Origin of the sequence: Aquimarina intermedia (assembly GCF_008124785.1) — a bacterium.
Taxonomy (GTDB): Bacteria; Bacteroidota; Bacteroidia; order Flavobacteriales; family Flavobacteriaceae; genus Aquimarina; species Aquimarina intermedia.
On record NZ_VNHU01000001.1, the window covers coordinates 105,862 to 124,951 of the forward strand.

The following is a 19,090-nucleotide window of genomic DNA, read 5'->3' on the forward strand; positions in this document are numbered from 1 at the left end:
ATTCCAATTACTTACTCTTAATAACCTAATCCATTCAAATGAGACATCTTTTATCACCAAACCGGTGGTCATCGTATTTGTTTATTTTCTGTTTTACTTACACGATCAACTCACAACGAAGCTCAATAAAGGGAACAGTTGTAGATCAAGAAACAAGTACACCTTTAAAAAACGTTCAGATTGCGCTCAACAATACCACAATCTTTACAAAATCTGATAATAAGGGAGCTTTTATCATTAGAATTCCTGATGATGTATTTGGTGATCAAATTTTAATCTTTTCTTGTGCAGGCTACAGCAAAAAGATTTTTCCAATTTATATTGTAGAAGGTGAAGTCTTAGACTTAGACCGAATTAGCCTTCAATATGATCACATTGCGGACAATAAAAATATCGGAATTATTTCCTTATCCAATGAGCAGTTAATTAGTACTGAAGACGTAAATATATACCATTCCGGTGTGTTGCAAGCCACCAAAGACGTTTTTCTTTCAGCAGCAGCATACGATTTTAGCAGTACTTTTTTTAGACCGAGAGGATTGGGTAATGAGTATGGCAAAGTATTGATAAATGGTCTTGAGATGAACAAATTGATTAATGGACGTCCGCTTTGGAGTTCTTGGGGAGGACTTAACGATGTTTTACGTAATCAAACCTACTATCGCAATTTGAAATCAAGTGAAGTCGCCTTTGGGGATCTTGGCGGGTCAACGCATATTACCATGAGAGCTTCTCAATATAAAGGAGGTGGTAGAGTTTCATATGCGTTGGCAAATAGATCATATACAGGACGTGTAATGGGAAGTTATCATTCGGGTTTAACTAAAAAAGGATGGGCGTACTCTTTAGCAATATCAAGAAGGTTTGGAGATGAAGGAATAATTGAAGGAACCGCCTATAATGCCAACTCATTTTTTGTTTCGGTGGAAAAACAAATTAATGACAGACATGCGCTCAATCTTACAGGCTTTTATACGCCAATCAAACGTGGCAAGTCTACAGCAATCACAGAAGAGGTTTTCAGATTGAAAGGTAAAGAGTACAATCCTAATTGGGGATATCTTAATGGGGAAAAAATAAATGCCAAAGTTCAAGTTGTAGAAGAACCGGTTTTTATGCTCAATTATTATTGGCAAGTAGGAGAAAAAACGAGTTTGAACACATCAGTAGGGTTTCAAACCGGAAATCGATATACAACACGATTAGATAATGGGGGCACGGATTTGTTAACAGATATAGAAGGAACTGTTGGCTATAGCGGAGGAGGTAGGAGTAAGACAATAAATCCTATGCACCCGGAACATCTGCCAAGCTTTTATCTTCAAAAATCTCAAAATAAGGTAACGGATTTTCAGAAAGCATATCTCGCGGAACACGCATTTTTGAACAGCGGACAAATAGAGTGGAATGAATTATTCACCACAAACCAACGTAATAAAAATCAAAACAAAAACGCAACCTACGTATTGTTACAGGATAAAACAGAGGATAATCAATTAATTGTAAGTAGTTTAATGAATAGTGAACTCAGTAGGGCTGTTTCAATTAGTGGGGGTGTACAGTACCGTAATCTTGTAAGTCAAAATTATGCTGAGGTAGGAAATATGTTAGGTGGAACCGGCTTTCTCGATATCGACAATTTTGCCAGATTTGGTGAGAATCAAACGAATAAAGAAGTTGTAAAAAGAGCGCAGAACGATCTCAAAAATCCAAACAGAGTTGTAACCCAAGGGGATACCTATAAATATAATTATAAAATTTTAGCTAGCGAAACTAAAGGGTTCTTCCAAGGGGAAGCGGATTATAAACGTATGAATGTATCTATTGCCGCAGCTTTGAGTGCTACTTCTTATCAACGAGTCGGATTGTATGAAAATGGATATTTTCCAGGAAAGAGATCGATTGGATCTTCTGATAGAATTTCTTTTACAAACTATGGTTTCAAAACAGGACTGACCGCTAAGTTGCAGAAAAACATGTTCCTAGAAACAAATATGGGCTATTTTACTAAGGCACCTACCCTTGAAAATAGCTTTGTAAATGCCAGACAAAATAATTTATCCATATCAGATATTACCAAAGAAGGAAATCAGTCCGAAGAAATACTTTCTATTGATGCCGGTTACATTCTGCAAAACCAAAAATTAAAAATTCGTTTATCTGGGTATTATACGACGATTCTTAAAGCAACTGATATCTCATACTATTATACTGAAGCTATTGAGGCAGAGGACTCAGGATTGGTACAGGAACTCTTGTTCGGTATTGATAAACAATATTTTGGGGGAGAAGTAGGTGTCAGCTATCAAATTACACCCACCTTACGATTAAGGACTGTTGCAGCACTTGGTCAACATACTTATGATAACACACCTAATCTTTGGTTAGCGAGTACCAGTAGCGCTTTTGTAAAAGATGGCGGTATTAAAAACATGGGAAAGGTGTATCTCAAGAACTATCGATTATCGGGCGGACCCCAAACAGTTGCGCAGCTTGGCTTTGATTATAGGGATCCAGATTTTTGGTGGCTTGGTACGAGCGTAAATTATTTCTCTGGGGCGTATATAGGAATTAGTTCTTTTGCCAGAACCGATAATTTTTATAAGGATAGTGATGGATTACCTTTTAATGAGTATGATCAACAAACTGCACAAAAATTATTACAGCAAGAACGGTTCGACGACTATATTCTGGTGAATGCAGTAGGGGGTAAATCCTGGAGAATTAAAGGCTATACATTCGGTTTTTTTGCAAGTATTAGTAATGTGCTGAATCAATTATACAAAACCGGGGGATTCGAATCTTCTCGCAGAGCTAATTATAGATTGGCGTTAGAAGAATCACAACGAGAGACTCCGATCTATGGATCTCGCTACTTTTATGGAGCAAGCACTTCATATTATCTTAATTTTTACTGTAGATTTTAATAATTATACTTCTTAAACCTATTTGCTATGACCTTATTTGTCAACAAGTCAATTTACATTTTGATAATTTTGTTGTTTACCTCCTGTATTTCCAACGATGATTTTGAAACACCCGAAATAGTTATAAACCAACCCCAAATAGAGGGTGACATAATAAGTATACAATCTATTTTGGAAGCCTTGAAGCAGGCGCAAAATAAAGATGGAGAGCATGCCAAAATTTATTTTGAAGAAACACATAGCTTACTTGAGGGTTTTGTGGTTTCTGATGATCGACATGGTAACTTCTTTAAGCAGTTGGTGATTCAGGATAATTTTAAGAATCCTATCTCAGGCATTCGACTTATGATTGATGTCAATCCGTTATATGTTTCTTACGAATTAGGGCAAAAAGTGACAATCCGACTTGACGAACTAACGCTGGGAATAGAGAATGGAGTTCCCACCTTGGGTGTTTTAAATCAAAATAGTATAATCGCAATACCTGCTTTCAAAAGAGATATTCATATCATTCGCTCTCTGGAAATTGAGCAGCCAATACCTAAAACGATTCAAATATCAGATTTGTCAGAAGCCCATATAAACCAACTGATTGCTTTAGAGAACGTACAGTTTGTCGAAGAAGAAGTGTTTGATGAGCGTCGCAATACGTATGCGTCTGCGGCAACAGATTTATATACCGGGGACAGATTGATTGAAAACTGTATATCAGAACTGAGTACGGTAGTAAGTACAAGTACCTATGCAAGTTTTAAAGGGTTTCCACTGCCGAAACAGAGCGGAAACCTTTCAGGAATACTTACAAAAAATTACTACGGAGACGCGTACAATATAATACTCAACTCGCCTTTATCTGTTAATTTTACTGACGAAAAGCGTTGTGAAAGATCTTACTTAGCCTGTGAGGGTCAAACTGCAAATGACACACTAGTCTTCTTCCAGAATTTTACAGGAGTTAAAACTAAGGACTTGGAAGCGTTGGGCTGGATTAATCAAAATGTCACCGGAGGCGTTTTAGACTATGCTATAGGTAAATTTGGACAAGATTCTTATGCTTCGATTACCGGATTTAAATCGAGAGAATCTGTGTATGAAGTTTGGTTAATTACGCCAGAGATTGATATGACAATGACTACTGAAGAAAACCTAACACTGGATATTCAGGCTGTATATGATAATGGTAATATTCTCAGTGTTTGGGTTACAAACGATTATACAGATGCTATAAAAACCGCTACTTGGGTGCGTTTAGATGCTTTTATACCACGTGGTCCTCTCAATAGTTTTGGATCGATGACTCCTACAGGCCCTATTGCATTAAATTGTCTTGAGGGTAAAATACGTATCGGGTTTAAGTACCAAGGTGGAGAGCCGGGAGTCACTACCCGATACCATCTTGACAATATAAAAATAACAGGTAAGTAAGTTTATTCTGCTCTTTTTAAAATGAGGGATAATTATTTTCGTAAATTTAAAAAGGCTTAAAACTTATTAACGATGGAGCAATGGAGAGTTAGATTACGAGCTTTGACAAAAAGTGACAGTACTGTTTCATGGAACTGGCGTAATGCAGATGCGCTTAGAGACTTCTATGCGGGGCATCCTTTTTATATTAATGAGGAGAAAGAGCAAGCGTGGTTCGATAAAATACTCACATCAGATATACCTTTATCCTCATTTGGAATAGAGCAAAAAGAGAGCAATATATTGATTGGTATGTCATTTCTCAAGGACATTAATTTAATTCATCGTACTGCCGAACTCGCTATTTTTATTGGAGATGAAAAATATACCGGTAAAGGGCTTGCAAAGGAGGCAACCTTGCAAACTGTTGCTTTTGCATTTGATAACCTAAATTTACACCGTGTATATTTAGTTGTTCAAGAAGACAACATCAGAGCGATAGAACTCTATCTAAAATGTGGTTTTATTAAAGAAGGTGTTTTAAGAGAAAGTGTTTTTAAAAACGGCAAGTATCTGAATAAGATTATAATGTCCATTTTAAAAACAGAATATTTGAAACAGTAAAAAGAGTATGAATGATCACCTTTAGCCATACCTTTCAAATATAATCTTGATTTATATTTAACGTTTCTTTTTGATGTTACAAAAAATAAGTTGGTGCCTCGAACGTTTATCTTGCATATACTTTCACACACATGATGCAGAGAATGAAGATTACCGCAGGGCACCAACAGGCTATGCCTTATTTGGTTGTTGATAAGGCTGAGGATTTTATAGATTTTATTAGAAGAATTTTTAATGCTCAGGAAATGCTACGACGGCTAGATGTCGACCACAAAATCCAACATTCTGAAATTAAAATAGGAGAAAGCACCCTCTTTCTTACTGAGGCCACGGCATATAACCCGGCGCGCCCAGGCTCTATGTATGTATATGTTGAGGATACAGACCTAACTTTTATGAATGCCATCGATTTAGGAGCAAAGGCACTAATGCAGCCAAGCGAGGAGGACAACGGCACCAGAGAAGCAGGTTTTAAAGATCCTTTTGACAATAATTGGTGGATTGCTACGCTAAACTAGCTACAATTTAAATCCAGTTGTGATTGCTCATCATTATTTGGGAAACAGTTTCCAGAATTTAGAGCCTCAGGCACATAGCGTTTTAGATTAGGGTCTCTAAGACCATTTTCAAGAAATTGTGTTAGAGATTCTATTTGTGTATCGGTAAGATACAGGTGACCAAACTGTGGCGCCATATTTTGTAAAGGCACCTGCTTATTTTGAGGAATACCAACATTTTTATAATGAATCACCTCTTTAACGGAAGTAAACGTACCCCCATGACCATAAAAACCATTATCAATCATATTATATAATGTTGGTGTTTTAAACTTGTACTCATCTGATGCTTTTTTAGTAAAGCCTCCTCTGCCTTTTTTGATAGCGTCCATATCCACTTCATTTAATACAACAGCTCCGTCAGAGTTATCAAAATCTCCCATACCAAAAGCGTAAAAATTCATATCACTAAGTGCCGGACCTGTATGGCACTCATAGCAACGACCCTCACCAAAAAACACTTTAACGCCTTGTTTTTCTTCCATGGTCAACGCCTCTGTTTCACCTTTTAACCATCGTTGCCATGGTGATTGATTAGCTAATAGCGTTCGCTCATATGCTGCAATGGCTAAACCTGCATACAAAGAGGAATATCGCTCATTTACAGACACCTCCGGAAAAGCACTATCAAATAAGTTTTTATACCCTAGTGATTCAGCTAGGTCTGCATCAATAATTAGACGGTGCACTCCCTGACCCTTAATTGCTTGTACTTCTACCCCTTGATATCCTAAATAGTTCTCTGGTATAGTACCCCAGTTGGTCTCTGTACCGGTATTAATTCCTGTTCCGCCAAATTGACCGTTCCATAGCATTACCTCCTGATAAGCTACATGTAGTAGTGTTGGGGAACGCAATGGTTGAATATCCACAGAATCCACAGGAACACTTTTGTTAATTGTTCTACTCTCACCACGAAAACCAAATCCAACACCACACTCCCCAATGCCTTGTCTCAAGCCAGAACTAAACCCGGCATCTGCCTGATGACAAGAGGCACAAGAGTAGGTGCCTTTCATTAGATCTATTTTTGGAACCTGTCCAAGGGCGGTTTCATGTAGTAATAATTTACCTAATTGAACTTTTGCTGGGGTAATTGGGTTTTTAGGATCTTGCGGAATTTCATCAAATGCATCACTTTCAGGCAGTATAAAATAGCCTAAACCTTTTCCTCCAGATACTTCAATAAGTTGCTTTTTCAAATCCGCGTCGAGGCTTGATTCAATAGGGTAGTAGTCATCTTCACCACAAGATAACATTACTAAACTCAAAGAGATTAGGGTAAAAATTCTTTTCATATAAGTACTATTTAATTTTTAGCGGGGCGCCATACATTAGATAGTAGGATAAGTGAAACAAAAGTAATAAAAACAGGGAGAACCCATCCTAAAGTATTGTTACCAAATGGAATAATTTTTAATATAGGTTGAACCTCTTCCTTAAAACCTATAGACGCTAAAAAATCAGGAATACTGAACAGCATAGTGACCAATACAACAGCTCTAAACATTATAGGAGTCCCCCAATGTTCAGGTAAAATATTTAAAAGTATCAGAACTATAGTAATAGGATAGATAAATAAAAGTGCCGGAACCGCGACATCAATAATATAGCTTACATCAAACTGTCCCATAACTACTCCAAGAGCGCAACTAATAACCGCAGTTCCTACATAAACAGCAGAAGAGTTATTGAAAATTCCCTTAAAAAAATCAGAGGTTCCTGTTACGATACCTACCGCAGTTGTAAAGCACGCCAAACTCACCAGAACACTCAGAAATATAGAGCCTATATTGCCTAAGGTTTCATAACTTAAACCGGACAATAATTGTGTTCTACTAATATCCTCAGGAAAGGTGGTGTTGAATAAAGCACCGTTAAAAATAAGTCCTGCATAGGTAATAAACAGTCCGATACCTGCAATTACTCCAGCATTTCGAATGAGCATTCGCTTATTTTGAAATTCTTGCGCTCCTTTTAGGTCAAGTGAAATTATTAAAACACCTCCAACAACCACTGCAGCAATTGCATCAAAAGTTTGATATCCCTCTAGCAGTCCCTGAACCAGAGGTTCGCTGATGGTTGAGGCATTCATTGCGGGATGTGGTATAAAAATCCCCACACAGATTATTGAAAGTATAACAATAAATATTATAGGTGTAAGAAATTTTCCCAAGACATCTAAAATTTTTGATCTGTTTAGCACAAAGATCAGTACCAAGACGAAATAGATAGTACTGGTCAGTATCGGACTACTTCCAAAGAAAGGTGTTACAGCAATTTCATGGGTGACGGAAGCGGTACGTGGAGAAGGAAGCGCTACCGAAATTAAGTAGATAAGCACACAGTAAATTAAGCTGAAAACCGGAGACACCTTCTTGCCAAAATCCATTAAAGTACCTTGTAACCGGGCATGTGCAAAAATTCCCAATAGAGGTAAAATCACAGCAGAAATCATAAACCCTATGGTTACTAAGAACCAAGCATCTCCCGCTTTAAAGCCAAGACTAGGAGGTAAAATTAAATTTCCAGCTCCAAAGAACATGGAGAATAATGCAAAACCGGTTATCAACGACTCTTTAGTAAATTTCATCTATACTATTTTTTTATGGCTATGTAAGAAATTACCTTTGCAATATAATGACTTTAGCACACAAACAAACCAATATTAATTACAGGACACAGGGAGAGGGAAAGGCCCTTGTTTTTCTTCATGGGTTTTTAGAAAACCTGACTATGTGGGATGCATTAATTCCTGAGCTTTCAGTTCAATATCAATGTATCGCAATAGATCTCCCGGGTCACGGAGAATCCGGAAATTTAGGCTATGTGCATAGTATGGAGATCATGGCAGATGTCGTAAAGAGTGTGTTAGATGTATTAGCAGTGGATCAAGCTGTTATAGTAGGACACTCTATGGGAGGCTATGCAGGTTTAGCTTTTACTCAAAAATACAGAAATCATCTGTTAGGAATTCTTCTATTGAACTCCACATCTTATGCAGATAGTGAAGAGCGTAAATTTACACGTACAAGAGCTATCGAAATTGTCAAAAAAAACCCGAATGCGTATACGAGTATGGCAATTTCAAACTTATTTGCTCCTTCGAATCGCGATAAACACCAAAAAAAAATATCCTTGATAAAAAGACAGGCAACAAATACGAGTCTGCAGGGTATTTTGGCAGCCCTTGAGGGAATGAAAGACAGACCAGACTTGTCATTATTGCTCAAGCGCCTAACGCTTCCAAAATGTATTATAGCAGGAAAAGAGGACCCTGTACTACCATATGACCAAAGCAGGACTGAAAGTAACATAACAAAAACTAAGCTCATCACCCTTGATGGCGGTCATATGTTACATATAGAAAATCAAAAAGAATGTGCTTTAGAAATTAGTAATTTTGTAAGAGTATGCTAGTTTACTATTGATTAGTAAGTTAAACTATAAAGGGTCATAGTAGAAAGTAAAATTATCGGATAAAAAACATCTTTAATACTATGAAGGACAGTTTTAAGGTAATTTCATAGTGAATTTTATTAAAAACCTAAAGTTTTTCTTACAAACATATTGTTAATAACTAAAAAAATTATATTATTGTATTGATTATGAACTTTTAACCCCCAAAACTATGAATTCAACGACCCCAAGTCCATCTTTCTCGTTTGCAAAAATGTTCTGTTCGCTTTTCGGGCATAACTATCATTTATCCAAATCAGTAACGGATCATGTAAAAGAATATACCTGTTCGAATTGTGGTGAACAAGCAACAACAAATAGCAAAGGACATTTAGAAACGATGACGCCCAAGTTGAAAGAAATCAACAAGGATCTGGCATTTGTTCACGCTAAAAAAATGGCTAGAAAAAATGAAAACAAAATATTTCAGGTCGCTTCATAATTAACTTATTCTTTTATTGGATTCCAGCCTTGAGCTTTCAATTGAATACGTTCATTAGCTCGGGTGACCAATGCCATACCGCTCTTTTTATCTAACATATGCCCGATTACAGTAAGGTTGGGATTTGCCTTAATTTTTGGGAAATCTTCTTGTTTTATTGTAAAAAGCAATTCATAATCCTCTCCACCATTCAACGCCACTGTAGTACTGTTTAAATTAAACTCTTCGCAGGTTGAAATGACTACTGGATCAATAGGAATCTTTTCTTCATAGAGGTTAACACCTACATTGGATTGTGTACATAAATGCATAACTTCAGAAGATAAGCCATCGCTAATATCAATCATGCTCGTGGGCAGAACCTCTAATTCAGCCAACAACTCTTTTATATCTTTTCTGGCTTCTGGTTTTAACTGGCGTTCCACCAGATAACTATAAGGACCCAGATCAGGTTGTGCATTAGGATTTACTTTGAACACTTCATTTTCACGATTCAAAACCTGCAACCCAAGATACGCAGCACCTAAGTCACCAGAAACGACCAAAAGATCATTTTCTTTTGCGCCATCACGATAGACAATTACATGTTCATTTGCATGGCCAATAGCGGTAACACTAATGAGCAATCCTTTGGTAGAAGAGGTGGTATCCCCCCCAACTACATCTATATTATATAATTTTGCGGCAGCATAAATACCTTCATATAACTCTTCGATCGCCTCCAAAGGAAAACGGTTGGAAACCGCTATAGAAATAGTGATTTGAGATGCTGTAGCATTCATCGCATACACATCAGATAAATTTACCATTACAGCTTTATATCCCAAATGCTTTAAAGGCATATAAGCTAGATCAAAATGCACTCCTTCAACTAATAGGTCCGTGGTCACTATGCATTTTTCATCTCTAAAATCAAGAACAGCAGCATCATCGCCTATTCCTCGCACGGTAGATTTCTGATTAATTTCGAAATTTTTCGTCAAATGTTCTATCAAGCCGAATTCGCCCAACTCAGACAATGAGGTTTTTGGTGTATTTTTATCTTCGATCATAGGGGCAAAGTTACTTAAGAAAATTATTGTGCCCTCAATTTTGTTATAATAATAGTTGTTTTTTTTGTAGTTTATAACTCTTAGAAAGAAAAGCAACATAGTCATTACCAGAGCATAATAACAATTCTATTATCTTTATAAAAAAGAAAATATGAAATTTTTTTTACAAATATTACTTATAATGTTGACACTTAAAGCAGTTTCTAGCTGCAAAAATGATGACAACGAGATGGATGGATCACCAAATAACGACATTAAAGCTTCTAGTAATGCTTGTATAAACGGCTTGGTAGAAGGTAAATTCCCGTGTGACGGATTTGATTTGGTATCCCGATTATCATTGGCAACTTTTGATGCTTATTCTGGAAATGATAGTTGGGGGTGGACTGATCCCGATACTGGTAAAGAATATGTTTTGTTGGGATTGAATAATGGGACTGCATTTATAGATATATCCTTACCATCAACCCCAAAGTATTTAGGTAAACTACCAACAGCTACGGAACCCAGCAAATGGCGTGATATAAAAGTTTATAAGAACTATGCGTTTGTAGTAAGTGAAGCCAAAGGACATGGAATGCAGATCTTTGATCTTACTAGATTACGCAATGTGGAAAGTGGCAATCAGAATTTTACGGCAGATGCTATGTATTCAGATTTTGGTAGTGCTCATAATATTGTTATCAATACAGAAAGTGGTTATGCTTATGCTGTAGGTGCACGTAGTCCGGATGATATGCAATTATTATATAATGGAGGGCCACATTTTATAAACATTCAGGACCCATTAAATCCGATTAATGAAGGAGGTTACTCAGGAAGCGCATATAGCCATGATGCTCAGGCTGTCACTTACAAAGGTCCGGATATTCAATACATTGGAAGGGAAATTCTGATTGGTAGTAATGCTAATCAGGTAGCACTGGTTGATATTACGGATAAGAATAATCCTAAAAGTATAGCAACTATATCCTATAGTCAGGTGGGATATACGCACCAAGGATGGTTTACAGAAGACATGAAATATTTTCTATTGGGAGATGAACTTGATGAACCTCAATTTGGGTTTAAAACGCGAACGATTGTTTTTGACTTTACCGATCTGGATAATCCAAAAGAACACATGCAATATAGTGGATCTACAGCAGCAGCTGACCATAACGGTTATATCAAAAATAATAAGTTTTATCAAGCAAATTATGAATCTGGAATGCGGGTGATTGATCTCACGAATATAGCGAACAAGTCTATGACAGAAATTGGCTTCTTTGATACCTATCCTTCAGCAAATACCGCTAATTTGAATGGATCATGGAGTGTCTATCCGTTTTTTGAAAGTAACAATATTGTGATAAGTGATACAGATTCTGGACTTTTTATAGTAAAAGCTAAATAGCAATAATGACGTTAAAAAATTTTTATTTTATTGGAGTGTTGTGTTGTGTCGTAATCTTTATGAATAGTTGTGCTAACGATGATACCGGAAGACAAGCTAACAAGAGCTTTTCGGGAACACTTAATGTTATAAAAATTTTTGGAGGTTCTGATGAAGACATCGCAAAAGCGATCATTCAAACGGAAGACGGCGGCTCTGCTATTCTTGGATATACAAAGAGTAGCAATGGTGATATTTCAGATAAGACAGATGCTTCGAATGATTATTGGATTATTCGTCTAAACGCCAAAGGAGATCTCCTTTGGAATAAAACGATAGGAGGTAGCGGGGATGATCAGGGTCAGGATCTCATTGCAACTAGAGATGGAGGTTTTTTGGTAACGGGATACAGTCAGAGCAGTGATGGGGACGCCAGTCTCAATGAAGGATTTCATGACAATTGGTTTGTTAAATTAAATGCAACAGGAGCTATTGAATGGGAGAGAAGTTATGGTTTTTCAGGGCATGACCATAGTTATTCAATCATACAAACACAGGATGGCGGTTATTTTAGCGCAGGCTTTTTAGACATTACAGCTTCACAGGGTCAGGGTGGTCTTGCAAAACATGGTGTGGGGGAGTTTTGGGGTCAAAAATTAAATGAAGATGGTTCTTTAGCTTGGCGAGCATACTTTGGAGGAAGTAATAACGACAGAGCATATGATGTTTTGCAATCATCCGATGGCGGATACTTGCTTTTTGGAGCTACAGAGAGTGATGATTTTGATGTTACCAGTACCAATGGGAGTTATGATGTGTGGGTCGTAAAAATAAGTGATAAAGGAGCATTAGTATGGGAAAAAACATATGGAGGTAGTGGTATTGATATTGCTTTTGATGCAACATATGCGGCTGATAACAGTTATATCATTGTAGGACAATCGATCAGTTCCGATGGAGATATTACAGATAATAAGGGGAATTCTGACGCATGGGTACTACGTATTGACGATCAAGGAGGTGTAATTTGGAAAAAATCGTTTGGGGGTCCGGGCTTTGAATCAGCACATAGTATAACAACCATAGATAATAAAGAATTTTTTATAACAGGTGCTTCACAAAGTTCTACAGGCGACCTGACCACCAATAAAGGAAATAATGATATTTGGGTATTTCAAATTGACTTAAATGGATCTTTATTATGGCAGAAAAGTATTGGAGGTTCCGGATACGATTTTGGCCACGATATTTTAAAGAAAGAAAATGGAGAAGTATTAGTGGTGGGAGAAACGCATAGCATGGATATTTCTCAAAATCCTTCCAAAGGTTTAATTGATAGTATCCTAATTTTACTTCAATAAATATTAATCTCTCAGTTTTTATATTTTTTAAATTGGTGAACCTTGATCTAAAAATTTATGTAAGTGATAGTGACTATATAATAAAATGACGATCTGATAGTTAGCCTTAATAAACGTCAAAATGATAAAAGTTGCACCATAACTTTTACCAATGCCACCATCTCATAGATATATGTAAGGTTGTGTGCATAAAACATACATAAATAGTATATTTGCATTTGATTAAGAAGTAATCTATTATAAACATATGATAAAAGTATCTGATACAGCTAAAACGAAAGTTGCAGCGCTAATGAGTGAGGATGGTTATAACGCTTCCACCGACTATGTCAGAGTAGGTGTAAAGAGTGGAGGTTGTTCAGGATTATCTTATGACTTAAAGTTTGATAAGGCACAAGAAGAAGGGGATAAGGTTTTTGAAGATAATGGAATAAAAATTATAGTTGATAAGAAAAGTTTTCTATACCTGATAGGCACTACCCTTGAGTATTCTGGAGGTCTTAACGGAACTGGATTTGTTTTCAACAATCCAAACGCCAGCAGAACTTGTGGGTGTGGAGAAAGTTTTTCATTGTAAAATTAAAAGAGAAATTCTAAAGGTTTAGAATATTGAGGATGGCATATACTGAAGACGATTTAAAAAAAGAATTAGAAACCAAAGAATATGAATACGGGTTTTATACCGATATAGAATCCGAAACATTTCCTGTGGGTCTCAATGAAGATATTGTTCGCGCAATATCTTTGAAAAAAGAAGAGCCGCAATGGATGACAGATTGGCGTTTAGAAGCGTTTCGCGTTTGGAAAGAGATGAAGGAGCCTGAATGGGCAAATGTCCGTTATGAAAAACCTGATTTTCAGGCAATTTCATATTACTCTGCGCCTAATAAAAAACCTAAATATGAGAGCCTTGATGAGGTTGATCCGGAATTGTTGGACACCTTCAAAAAACTTGGGATATCATTAGACGAGCAGAAGAAATTAGCAGGAGTAGCGGTTGATATTGTAATGGATTCGGTTTCTGTAGCAACAACGTTTAAAGAAACCTTAGCTGAAAAAGGCATTATTTTTTGTTCGATATCAGAGGCAATTCAGAAACATCCCGAATTGGTTAAAAAGTATATTGGATCTGTAGTTCCTCAAAAAGATAACTTCTACGCAGCATTAAATTCTGCTGTTTTTAGTGATGGATCATTTTGTTATATTCCAAAAGGGGTACGCTGCCCGATGGAACTATCTACATATTTTAGAATCAACCAGGCAGGAACAGGACAATTTGAAAGAACATTAGTGGTGGCCGATAAAGGTAGTTATGTAAGTTATCTTGAGGGTTGTACCGCACCATCGCGTGATGAGAATCAATTACACGCCGCTGTTGTTGAATTAATAGCTCTGGATGATGCAGAAATTAAATACTCTACCGTACAAAACTGGTATCCGGGTAATGCTGAAGGTAAAGGCGGGGTGTATAATTTTGTGACCAAACGAGGACTTTGTGAAACGCGAGCAAAAATATCATGGACGCAAGTAGAAACTGGATCTGCTGTGACTTGGAAGTATCCTTCTTGTATTTTAAAAGGAGATAACTCTGTAGGTGAGTTTTATTCGATAGCAGTTACCAATAATTATCAGCAAGCAGATACAGGAACCAAAATGGTTCACTTAGGTAAGAATACCAAAAGTACTATAATATCTAAGGGGATTTCTGCCGGTAAATCTCAAAATAGCTACCGCGGTTTAGTGCAGATTAATAGCAGAGCATCCAATGCGCGTAATTTCTCTCAATGTGATTCTTTGTTGATGGGTAACGAATGTGGCGCTCATACTTTTCCGTATATAGAAGCTAAGAATAAAACTGCACAAATAGAACACGAAGCAACTACCAGTAAGATAGGTGAAGATCAAATTTTTTATTGCAATCAAAGAGGAATTGATACCGAAAAAGCTATTGCCCTTATTGTTAACGGTTTCAGTAAAGAGGTTTTGAACAAATTGCCTATGGAATTTGCTGTGGAAGCTCAGAAACTATTAGAAATCTCTTTGGAAGGATCAGTAGGATAAATTTTTAAATTTTGATGATGAAACATTTCGGATTGATTGCGTTATCTGTACTTAGTTTAATTTCTTGTAAGAATTTTGAGAAACCTGAACCAAAATCAGATACGGCTTTAGTTGAAGATTCAATTCAGAAATCTGAAGTGAAACTATATACCCTTAATGGAGGCGAGATTCAGGTAAATAATAAAAATCTCTTTGCACAGGGCGACACCTACAAAGGGGATACCATCGTACTGGCTGATGCTTTTTATGTGATTAAACATCCTAAGGGAAATTTAATATGGGACACAGGGCTTTCTGAAGAACTTGTTGGTAAGGAGCCTAAATCTGTCAATGAGGGCGCGTTAGTTTTATCCAGAAAAGATTCATTATCAGTACAACTGGACCAAATAGGACTGACTCCTTCTGATTTTGACTTTATTGCATTTTCCCATATACATTTTGATCATACGGGTGGTGGTAATTACTTTAAAGATTCGACTTGGTTGATTCAAGATACAGAATATGCATTTGCGACGGGAGAAGAAATTAAATCTCAGGGTTTTTATAACACAAATGACTTTAAAGCGTTGAAAAACGTAAAACAACTCAAAGGAGATTTTGACGTTTTTGATGATGGAACAGTGATTATAAAATCATATCCTGGTCACACCCCTGGACACCAAGCATTATTTCTTGATTTAGTAAATAGCGGACCCATATTGCTGAGTGGGGATGTATATCATTTTGAAGAGAATAGAGAAAACAAAATTATACCTCAGTTCAATCATGATATCCCTCAGACAGAGCAGAGCATTGAGCAGTTTGAGCAATTTGTGTCTGATAAGAGAGCAAAAGTATATATTCAACACGATGCGAAGCATTTTAATAGAATGCCAAAATCACCAAAATTCATAAATTAAATGAAACATCTATTATTGCTCTTTATAGTAAGTTTTATTTCTTTTTCTTGTGCTAACAAGAATGGAAAAGATTCATCGCAAAATACGGTGCAAATAGAAGGAGAGTTTATTTACGTGGCAGATGCGGCGGTAATTAAAGGGAATGATTTTATTTACGGGGTCGAGCTCAACGCAACAATGCATGAATTAGCTGAAAAAGTGGCACCCTTACAAAGAGAAGCATACGATATGGTGCCGGTAGTAGTCAAAGGAATTATAAAACCAAACCCGGAAGAAGGCTGGGAGGAGATTTTAGAAATTAAGGAAATAGTGGAGGTGAAACAACCAACGTCCCTTTTACCAACAAAAGTACAGTCTAAGGACACGTTGTAACAACGTTTCAAGACTGTATTGCACAAAACAAGTTAATAGATAATCTGGTTAAGATAAAATTGATAAAAAGCATGTTAGATATAAAGAATTTACACGCAAATGTAGAGGATAAAGAAATTTTGAAAGGCCTTAATCTTAAGGTGAATGCGGGAGAAGTACACGCTATAATGGGACCTAATGGTGCAGGAAAAAGTACCTTAGCAAATATTATTGCGGGTAAAGAAGAATATGAGGTAACTGATGGATCTATAAGTCTTGAGGGTGAAAACATTGAGGAACTTGCTGCAGAGGAGCGTGCCCACAAAGGTATTTTCTTGTCATTTCAATATCCGGTTGAAATCCCTGGAGTTTCGGTAACAAACTTCATGAAAACGGCGATTAATGAAACCAGAAAAGCACAAGGTCTTGAAGAGATGCCGGCTAAGGATATGTTAAAGAAAATCCGTGAAAAGTCAGAGTTATTGGAGATAGATAGAAAGTTTTTATCCAGATCATTAAACGAAGGATTTTCAGGAGGTGAAAAAAAACGTAATGAAATTTTTCAACTGGCTATGTTAGAGCCAAAACTTGCCATACTTGATGAAACGGATTCAGGGTTAGATATTGATGCTTTGAGAATTGTTGCCAATGGAGTCAACAAACTGAAAAATGAAAACAATGCAATCGTAGTGATAACACACTACCAGCGCTTATTAGAATATATTGTTCCTGACTTTGTTCACGTATTGTATGATGGTAAGATTGTTAAATCCGGAACTAAGGAATTGGCACTGGAGCTTGAGGAAAAAGGGTACGACTGGATAAAAGAAGAAATTAACGCATAATAGGCTGTTTTACTTTGGTAAACAAGGATTCTTATTAATCCGAATAGCTTATTAAAAATGAAATGAACATGGATTTGAAAGATAAATTAGTTTCCTCCTTTATGGCATTTGAAGAAACCGTAGATATGGATTCTTCGGTACATGATATTCGCAGTGAAGCGATCAAAATATTTGAGGAAAAAGGTTTTCCTTCAAAAAAGGATGAAGCGTGGAAATACACATCACTTAATGCTATACTAAAGCATGACTACAGCATTTTTCCTAAAAAAGAAGATGCTATCGAATTTAAGGATGTAAAAAAATACTTTATTCACGATCTGGATAGCTACAAAATTGTTTTTATAGACGGGCAATACTCTTCTCATCTTTCTGAGACTACACATGACAAGATTGATGTGTGTTTGATGTCGTCAGCCCTTACTAATGAAAAGTATAAAGCGGTTATAGACAATTATTTTAATAAAGTTGCTCCAAAAGACGGTCTGTCTTCGCTCAATACAGCTTTTTCAAGAGAGGGAGCCTACATTCACATCCGAAAAAATACATTAGCTGATAAACCTATACAGGTAATTCATTTTTCTACAGGTAACGAATCTTCACAGATGTTGCAGCCTCGTAATCTTATTGTAGTTGATGAAAATTCTCATGTTCAAATTATTGAACGTCATCAAAGCTTAACAGATAATCCGGTCTTAACAAATACGGTAACAGAAATTTTTGCTGATAAACGTGCGATTGTTGATTATTATAAAATTCAAAATGATAATCTGAACGCCTCGCTAATTGATAATACTTTTATTCAACAGTTAACACAAAGTTTGGTTTCTGTTCATACTTTTGTATTTGGGGGTAAACTTATTCGTAATAATCTTAACTTCTACCAATTGGGAGAAGGGATCAACTCGGTGCTAAATGGGGTTACCATTATTGAAGGTAAACAACATGTTGATCATAATACCTTAGTGCACCATACGCAGCCTAATTGTGAGAGTCATCAGGACTACAAAGGGATTTTTGACGAAAAGGCGGTAGGTGTGTTTAATGGAAAGATTATCGTAAATAAAGAAGCCCAAAAAACGAATGCGTTTCAATCTAATAATAATATTTTATTAGATGATAAAGCGAGCATTAATTCAAAACCACAATTAGAAATCTTTGCAGATGATGTAAAGTGTTCTCATGGATGTACTATAGGTCAATTAGACGAAAACGCTTTGTTTTACATGCGTACCAGAGGAATCGGTGACAAGGAGGCCAGAGCACTCTTAATGTATGCCTTTGCCAATAATGTTTTGGACACCGTCAAAATTCCTCAATTGAAGCAAAGAATTAATAAGTTGATTGCTAATAAACTAAACGTAAACCTTGGATTTGACTTGTAAATCTTATGGCTAATTCGCTAGGACTTACAAGTAATAAAACATAATTATAAACCTTCACAAACATTTGTGAAGGTTTTTCTTTTTTTAACAGTAGTAAATCTCGTTTTAATATTTGCCTTTGAGAACGTATTGATTAAGTGTTACGTTTTTTTTTAGTACTGAACAAATAGAACATGTAACTCATTAAAAAACAAATAGTTAAATTATTCATCAAAATGGTTATACTCACAAGACTAAACATTTTTTAATACTCAAAAATCACTCTTTTAAAATGTCAAAACTTCAATTTTTTCTTCATTTTATAACGATATATTCAGTTGTGAGAAGTACTGGATTGATTTTATTGATCTT

The 19,090-nt window shown here is 36.3% G+C and carries 17 protein-coding genes; 14 read left to right on the forward strand and 3 right to left on the reverse strand.

The genetic code is table 11. The features are described from left to right. Window positions 1–38: 38 nt before the first annotated feature. The 4 genes from BD809_RS00360 to BD809_RS00375 all read left to right on the forward strand — a co-directional run bounded on the left by BD809_RS00360 (window position 39) and on the right by BD809_RS00375 (window position 5,473). Window positions 39–2,927, forward strand: coding sequence for a carboxypeptidase-like regulatory domain-containing protein (locus tag BD809_RS00360; protein WP_148780967.1), 2,889 nt, complete (start codon window positions 39–41; stop codon window positions 2,925–2,927). 27 nt (window positions 2,928–2,954) lie between these two features. Continuing rightward, window positions 2,955–4,352 (forward strand): DUF5689 domain-containing protein, encoded by a 1,398-nt coding sequence (locus BD809_RS00365; RefSeq protein ID WP_148780968.1) that lies wholly within the window; start codon window positions 2,955–2,957, stop codon window positions 4,350–4,352. A gap of 72 nt (window positions 4,353–4,424) precedes the next feature. Continuing rightward, the gene (locus tag BD809_RS00370) at window positions 4,425–4,955 is read left to right on the forward strand and encodes a GNAT family N-acetyltransferase (protein WP_148780969.1); all 531 of its coding nucleotides are present in this window, start codon (window positions 4,425–4,427) and stop codon (window positions 4,953–4,955) included. A gap of 131 nt (window positions 4,956–5,086) precedes the next feature. After that, a complete protein-coding gene (locus tag BD809_RS00375; RefSeq protein ID WP_148780970.1) occupies window positions 5,087–5,473 on the forward strand; it encodes a VOC family protein in 387 nt (128 codons plus the stop codon). Here BD809_RS00375 and BD809_RS00380 read toward each other — a convergent pair. Both BD809_RS00380 and brnQ read right to left on the reverse strand, forming a co-directional pair. Then, window positions 5,470–6,810 carry a cytochrome-c peroxidase gene (locus BD809_RS00380; RefSeq protein ID WP_148780971.1) on the reverse strand — a complete coding sequence of 447 codons (1,341 nt, stop codon included), beginning with the start codon at window positions 6,808–6,810 and terminating at the stop codon, window positions 5,470–5,472. The two genes, BD809_RS00375 and BD809_RS00380, sit on opposite strands and share 4 nt — an antisense overlap. 11 nt (window positions 6,811–6,821) lie before the next feature. Continuing rightward, entirely contained in the window at window positions 6,822–8,105 is a 1,284-nt protein-coding gene (gene brnQ, locus BD809_RS00385) for a branched-chain amino acid transport system II carrier protein (protein ID WP_148780972.1), read from the reverse strand. 47 nt (window positions 8,106–8,152) lie between these two features. Here brnQ and BD809_RS00390 point away from each other — a divergent pair, with 47 nt between their 5' ends. Next, window positions 8,153–8,932: an alpha/beta fold hydrolase gene (locus BD809_RS00390; RefSeq protein WP_148780973.1), complete on the forward strand. Its 780-nt coding sequence runs from the start codon at window positions 8,153–8,155 to the stop codon at window positions 8,930–8,932. A gap of 211 nt (window positions 8,933–9,143) precedes the next feature. Further along, window positions 9,144–9,413 (forward strand): hypothetical protein, encoded by a 270-nt coding sequence (locus tag BD809_RS00395; RefSeq protein ID WP_148780974.1) that lies wholly within the window; start codon window positions 9,144–9,146, stop codon window positions 9,411–9,413. Window positions 9,414–9,418: 5 nt separating this feature from the next. Here the strand turns inward: BD809_RS00395 and thiL are convergent, their stop codons facing one another. Further along, the gene (gene thiL / locus BD809_RS00400; RefSeq protein WP_148780975.1) at window positions 9,419–10,465 is read right to left on the reverse strand and encodes a thiamine-phosphate kinase; all 1,047 of its coding nucleotides are present in this window, start codon (window positions 10,463–10,465) and stop codon (window positions 9,419–9,421) included. 151 nt (window positions 10,466–10,616) lie between these two features. Between thiL and BD809_RS00405 the strand changes: the two genes are divergently transcribed. The 8 genes from BD809_RS00405 to sufD all read left to right on the forward strand — a co-directional run bounded on the left by BD809_RS00405 (window position 10,617) and on the right by sufD (window position 18,739). Continuing rightward, window positions 10,617–11,861, forward strand: a complete 1,245-nt coding sequence (locus tag BD809_RS00405; protein WP_148780976.1) for a choice-of-anchor B family protein — start codon at window positions 10,617–10,619, stop codon at window positions 11,859–11,861. A 5-nt stretch (window positions 11,862–11,866) separates the two neighbouring features. Then, window positions 11,867–13,201 carry a hypothetical protein gene (locus BD809_RS00410; RefSeq protein ID WP_148780977.1) on the forward strand — a complete coding sequence of 445 codons (1,335 nt, stop codon included), beginning with the start codon at window positions 11,867–11,869 and terminating at the stop codon, window positions 13,199–13,201. A gap of 247 nt (window positions 13,202–13,448) precedes the next feature. Beyond that, window positions 13,449–13,778 carry a HesB/IscA family protein gene (locus BD809_RS00415; RefSeq protein WP_148780978.1) on the forward strand — a complete coding sequence of 110 codons (330 nt, stop codon included), beginning with the start codon at window positions 13,449–13,451 and terminating at the stop codon, window positions 13,776–13,778. Window positions 13,779–13,816: 38 nt separating this feature from the next. Further along, window positions 13,817–15,262, forward strand: coding sequence for a Fe-S cluster assembly protein SufB (gene sufB, locus BD809_RS00420; RefSeq protein WP_148780979.1), 1,446 nt, complete (start codon window positions 13,817–13,819; stop codon window positions 15,260–15,262). Window positions 15,263–15,276: 14 nt separating this feature from the next. Next, window positions 15,277–16,161, forward strand: coding sequence for an N-acyl homoserine lactonase family protein (locus BD809_RS00425; RefSeq protein WP_246131384.1), 885 nt, complete (start codon window positions 15,277–15,279; stop codon window positions 16,159–16,161). Continuing rightward, window positions 16,162–16,533 (forward strand): hypothetical protein, encoded by a 372-nt coding sequence (locus BD809_RS00430; RefSeq protein ID WP_148780980.1) that lies wholly within the window; start codon window positions 16,162–16,164, stop codon window positions 16,531–16,533. 71 nt (window positions 16,534–16,604) lie between these two features. Beyond that, entirely contained in the window at window positions 16,605–17,357 is a 753-nt protein-coding gene (sufC, locus tag BD809_RS00435) for a Fe-S cluster assembly ATPase SufC (RefSeq protein ID WP_148780981.1), read from the forward strand. A 68-nt stretch (window positions 17,358–17,425) separates the two neighbouring features. Beyond that, window positions 17,426–18,739, forward strand: a complete 1,314-nt coding sequence (gene sufD / locus BD809_RS00440; protein WP_148780982.1) for a Fe-S cluster assembly protein SufD — start codon at window positions 17,426–17,428, stop codon at window positions 18,737–18,739. The last annotated feature ends 351 nt before the right edge of the window (window positions 18,740–19,090 follow it).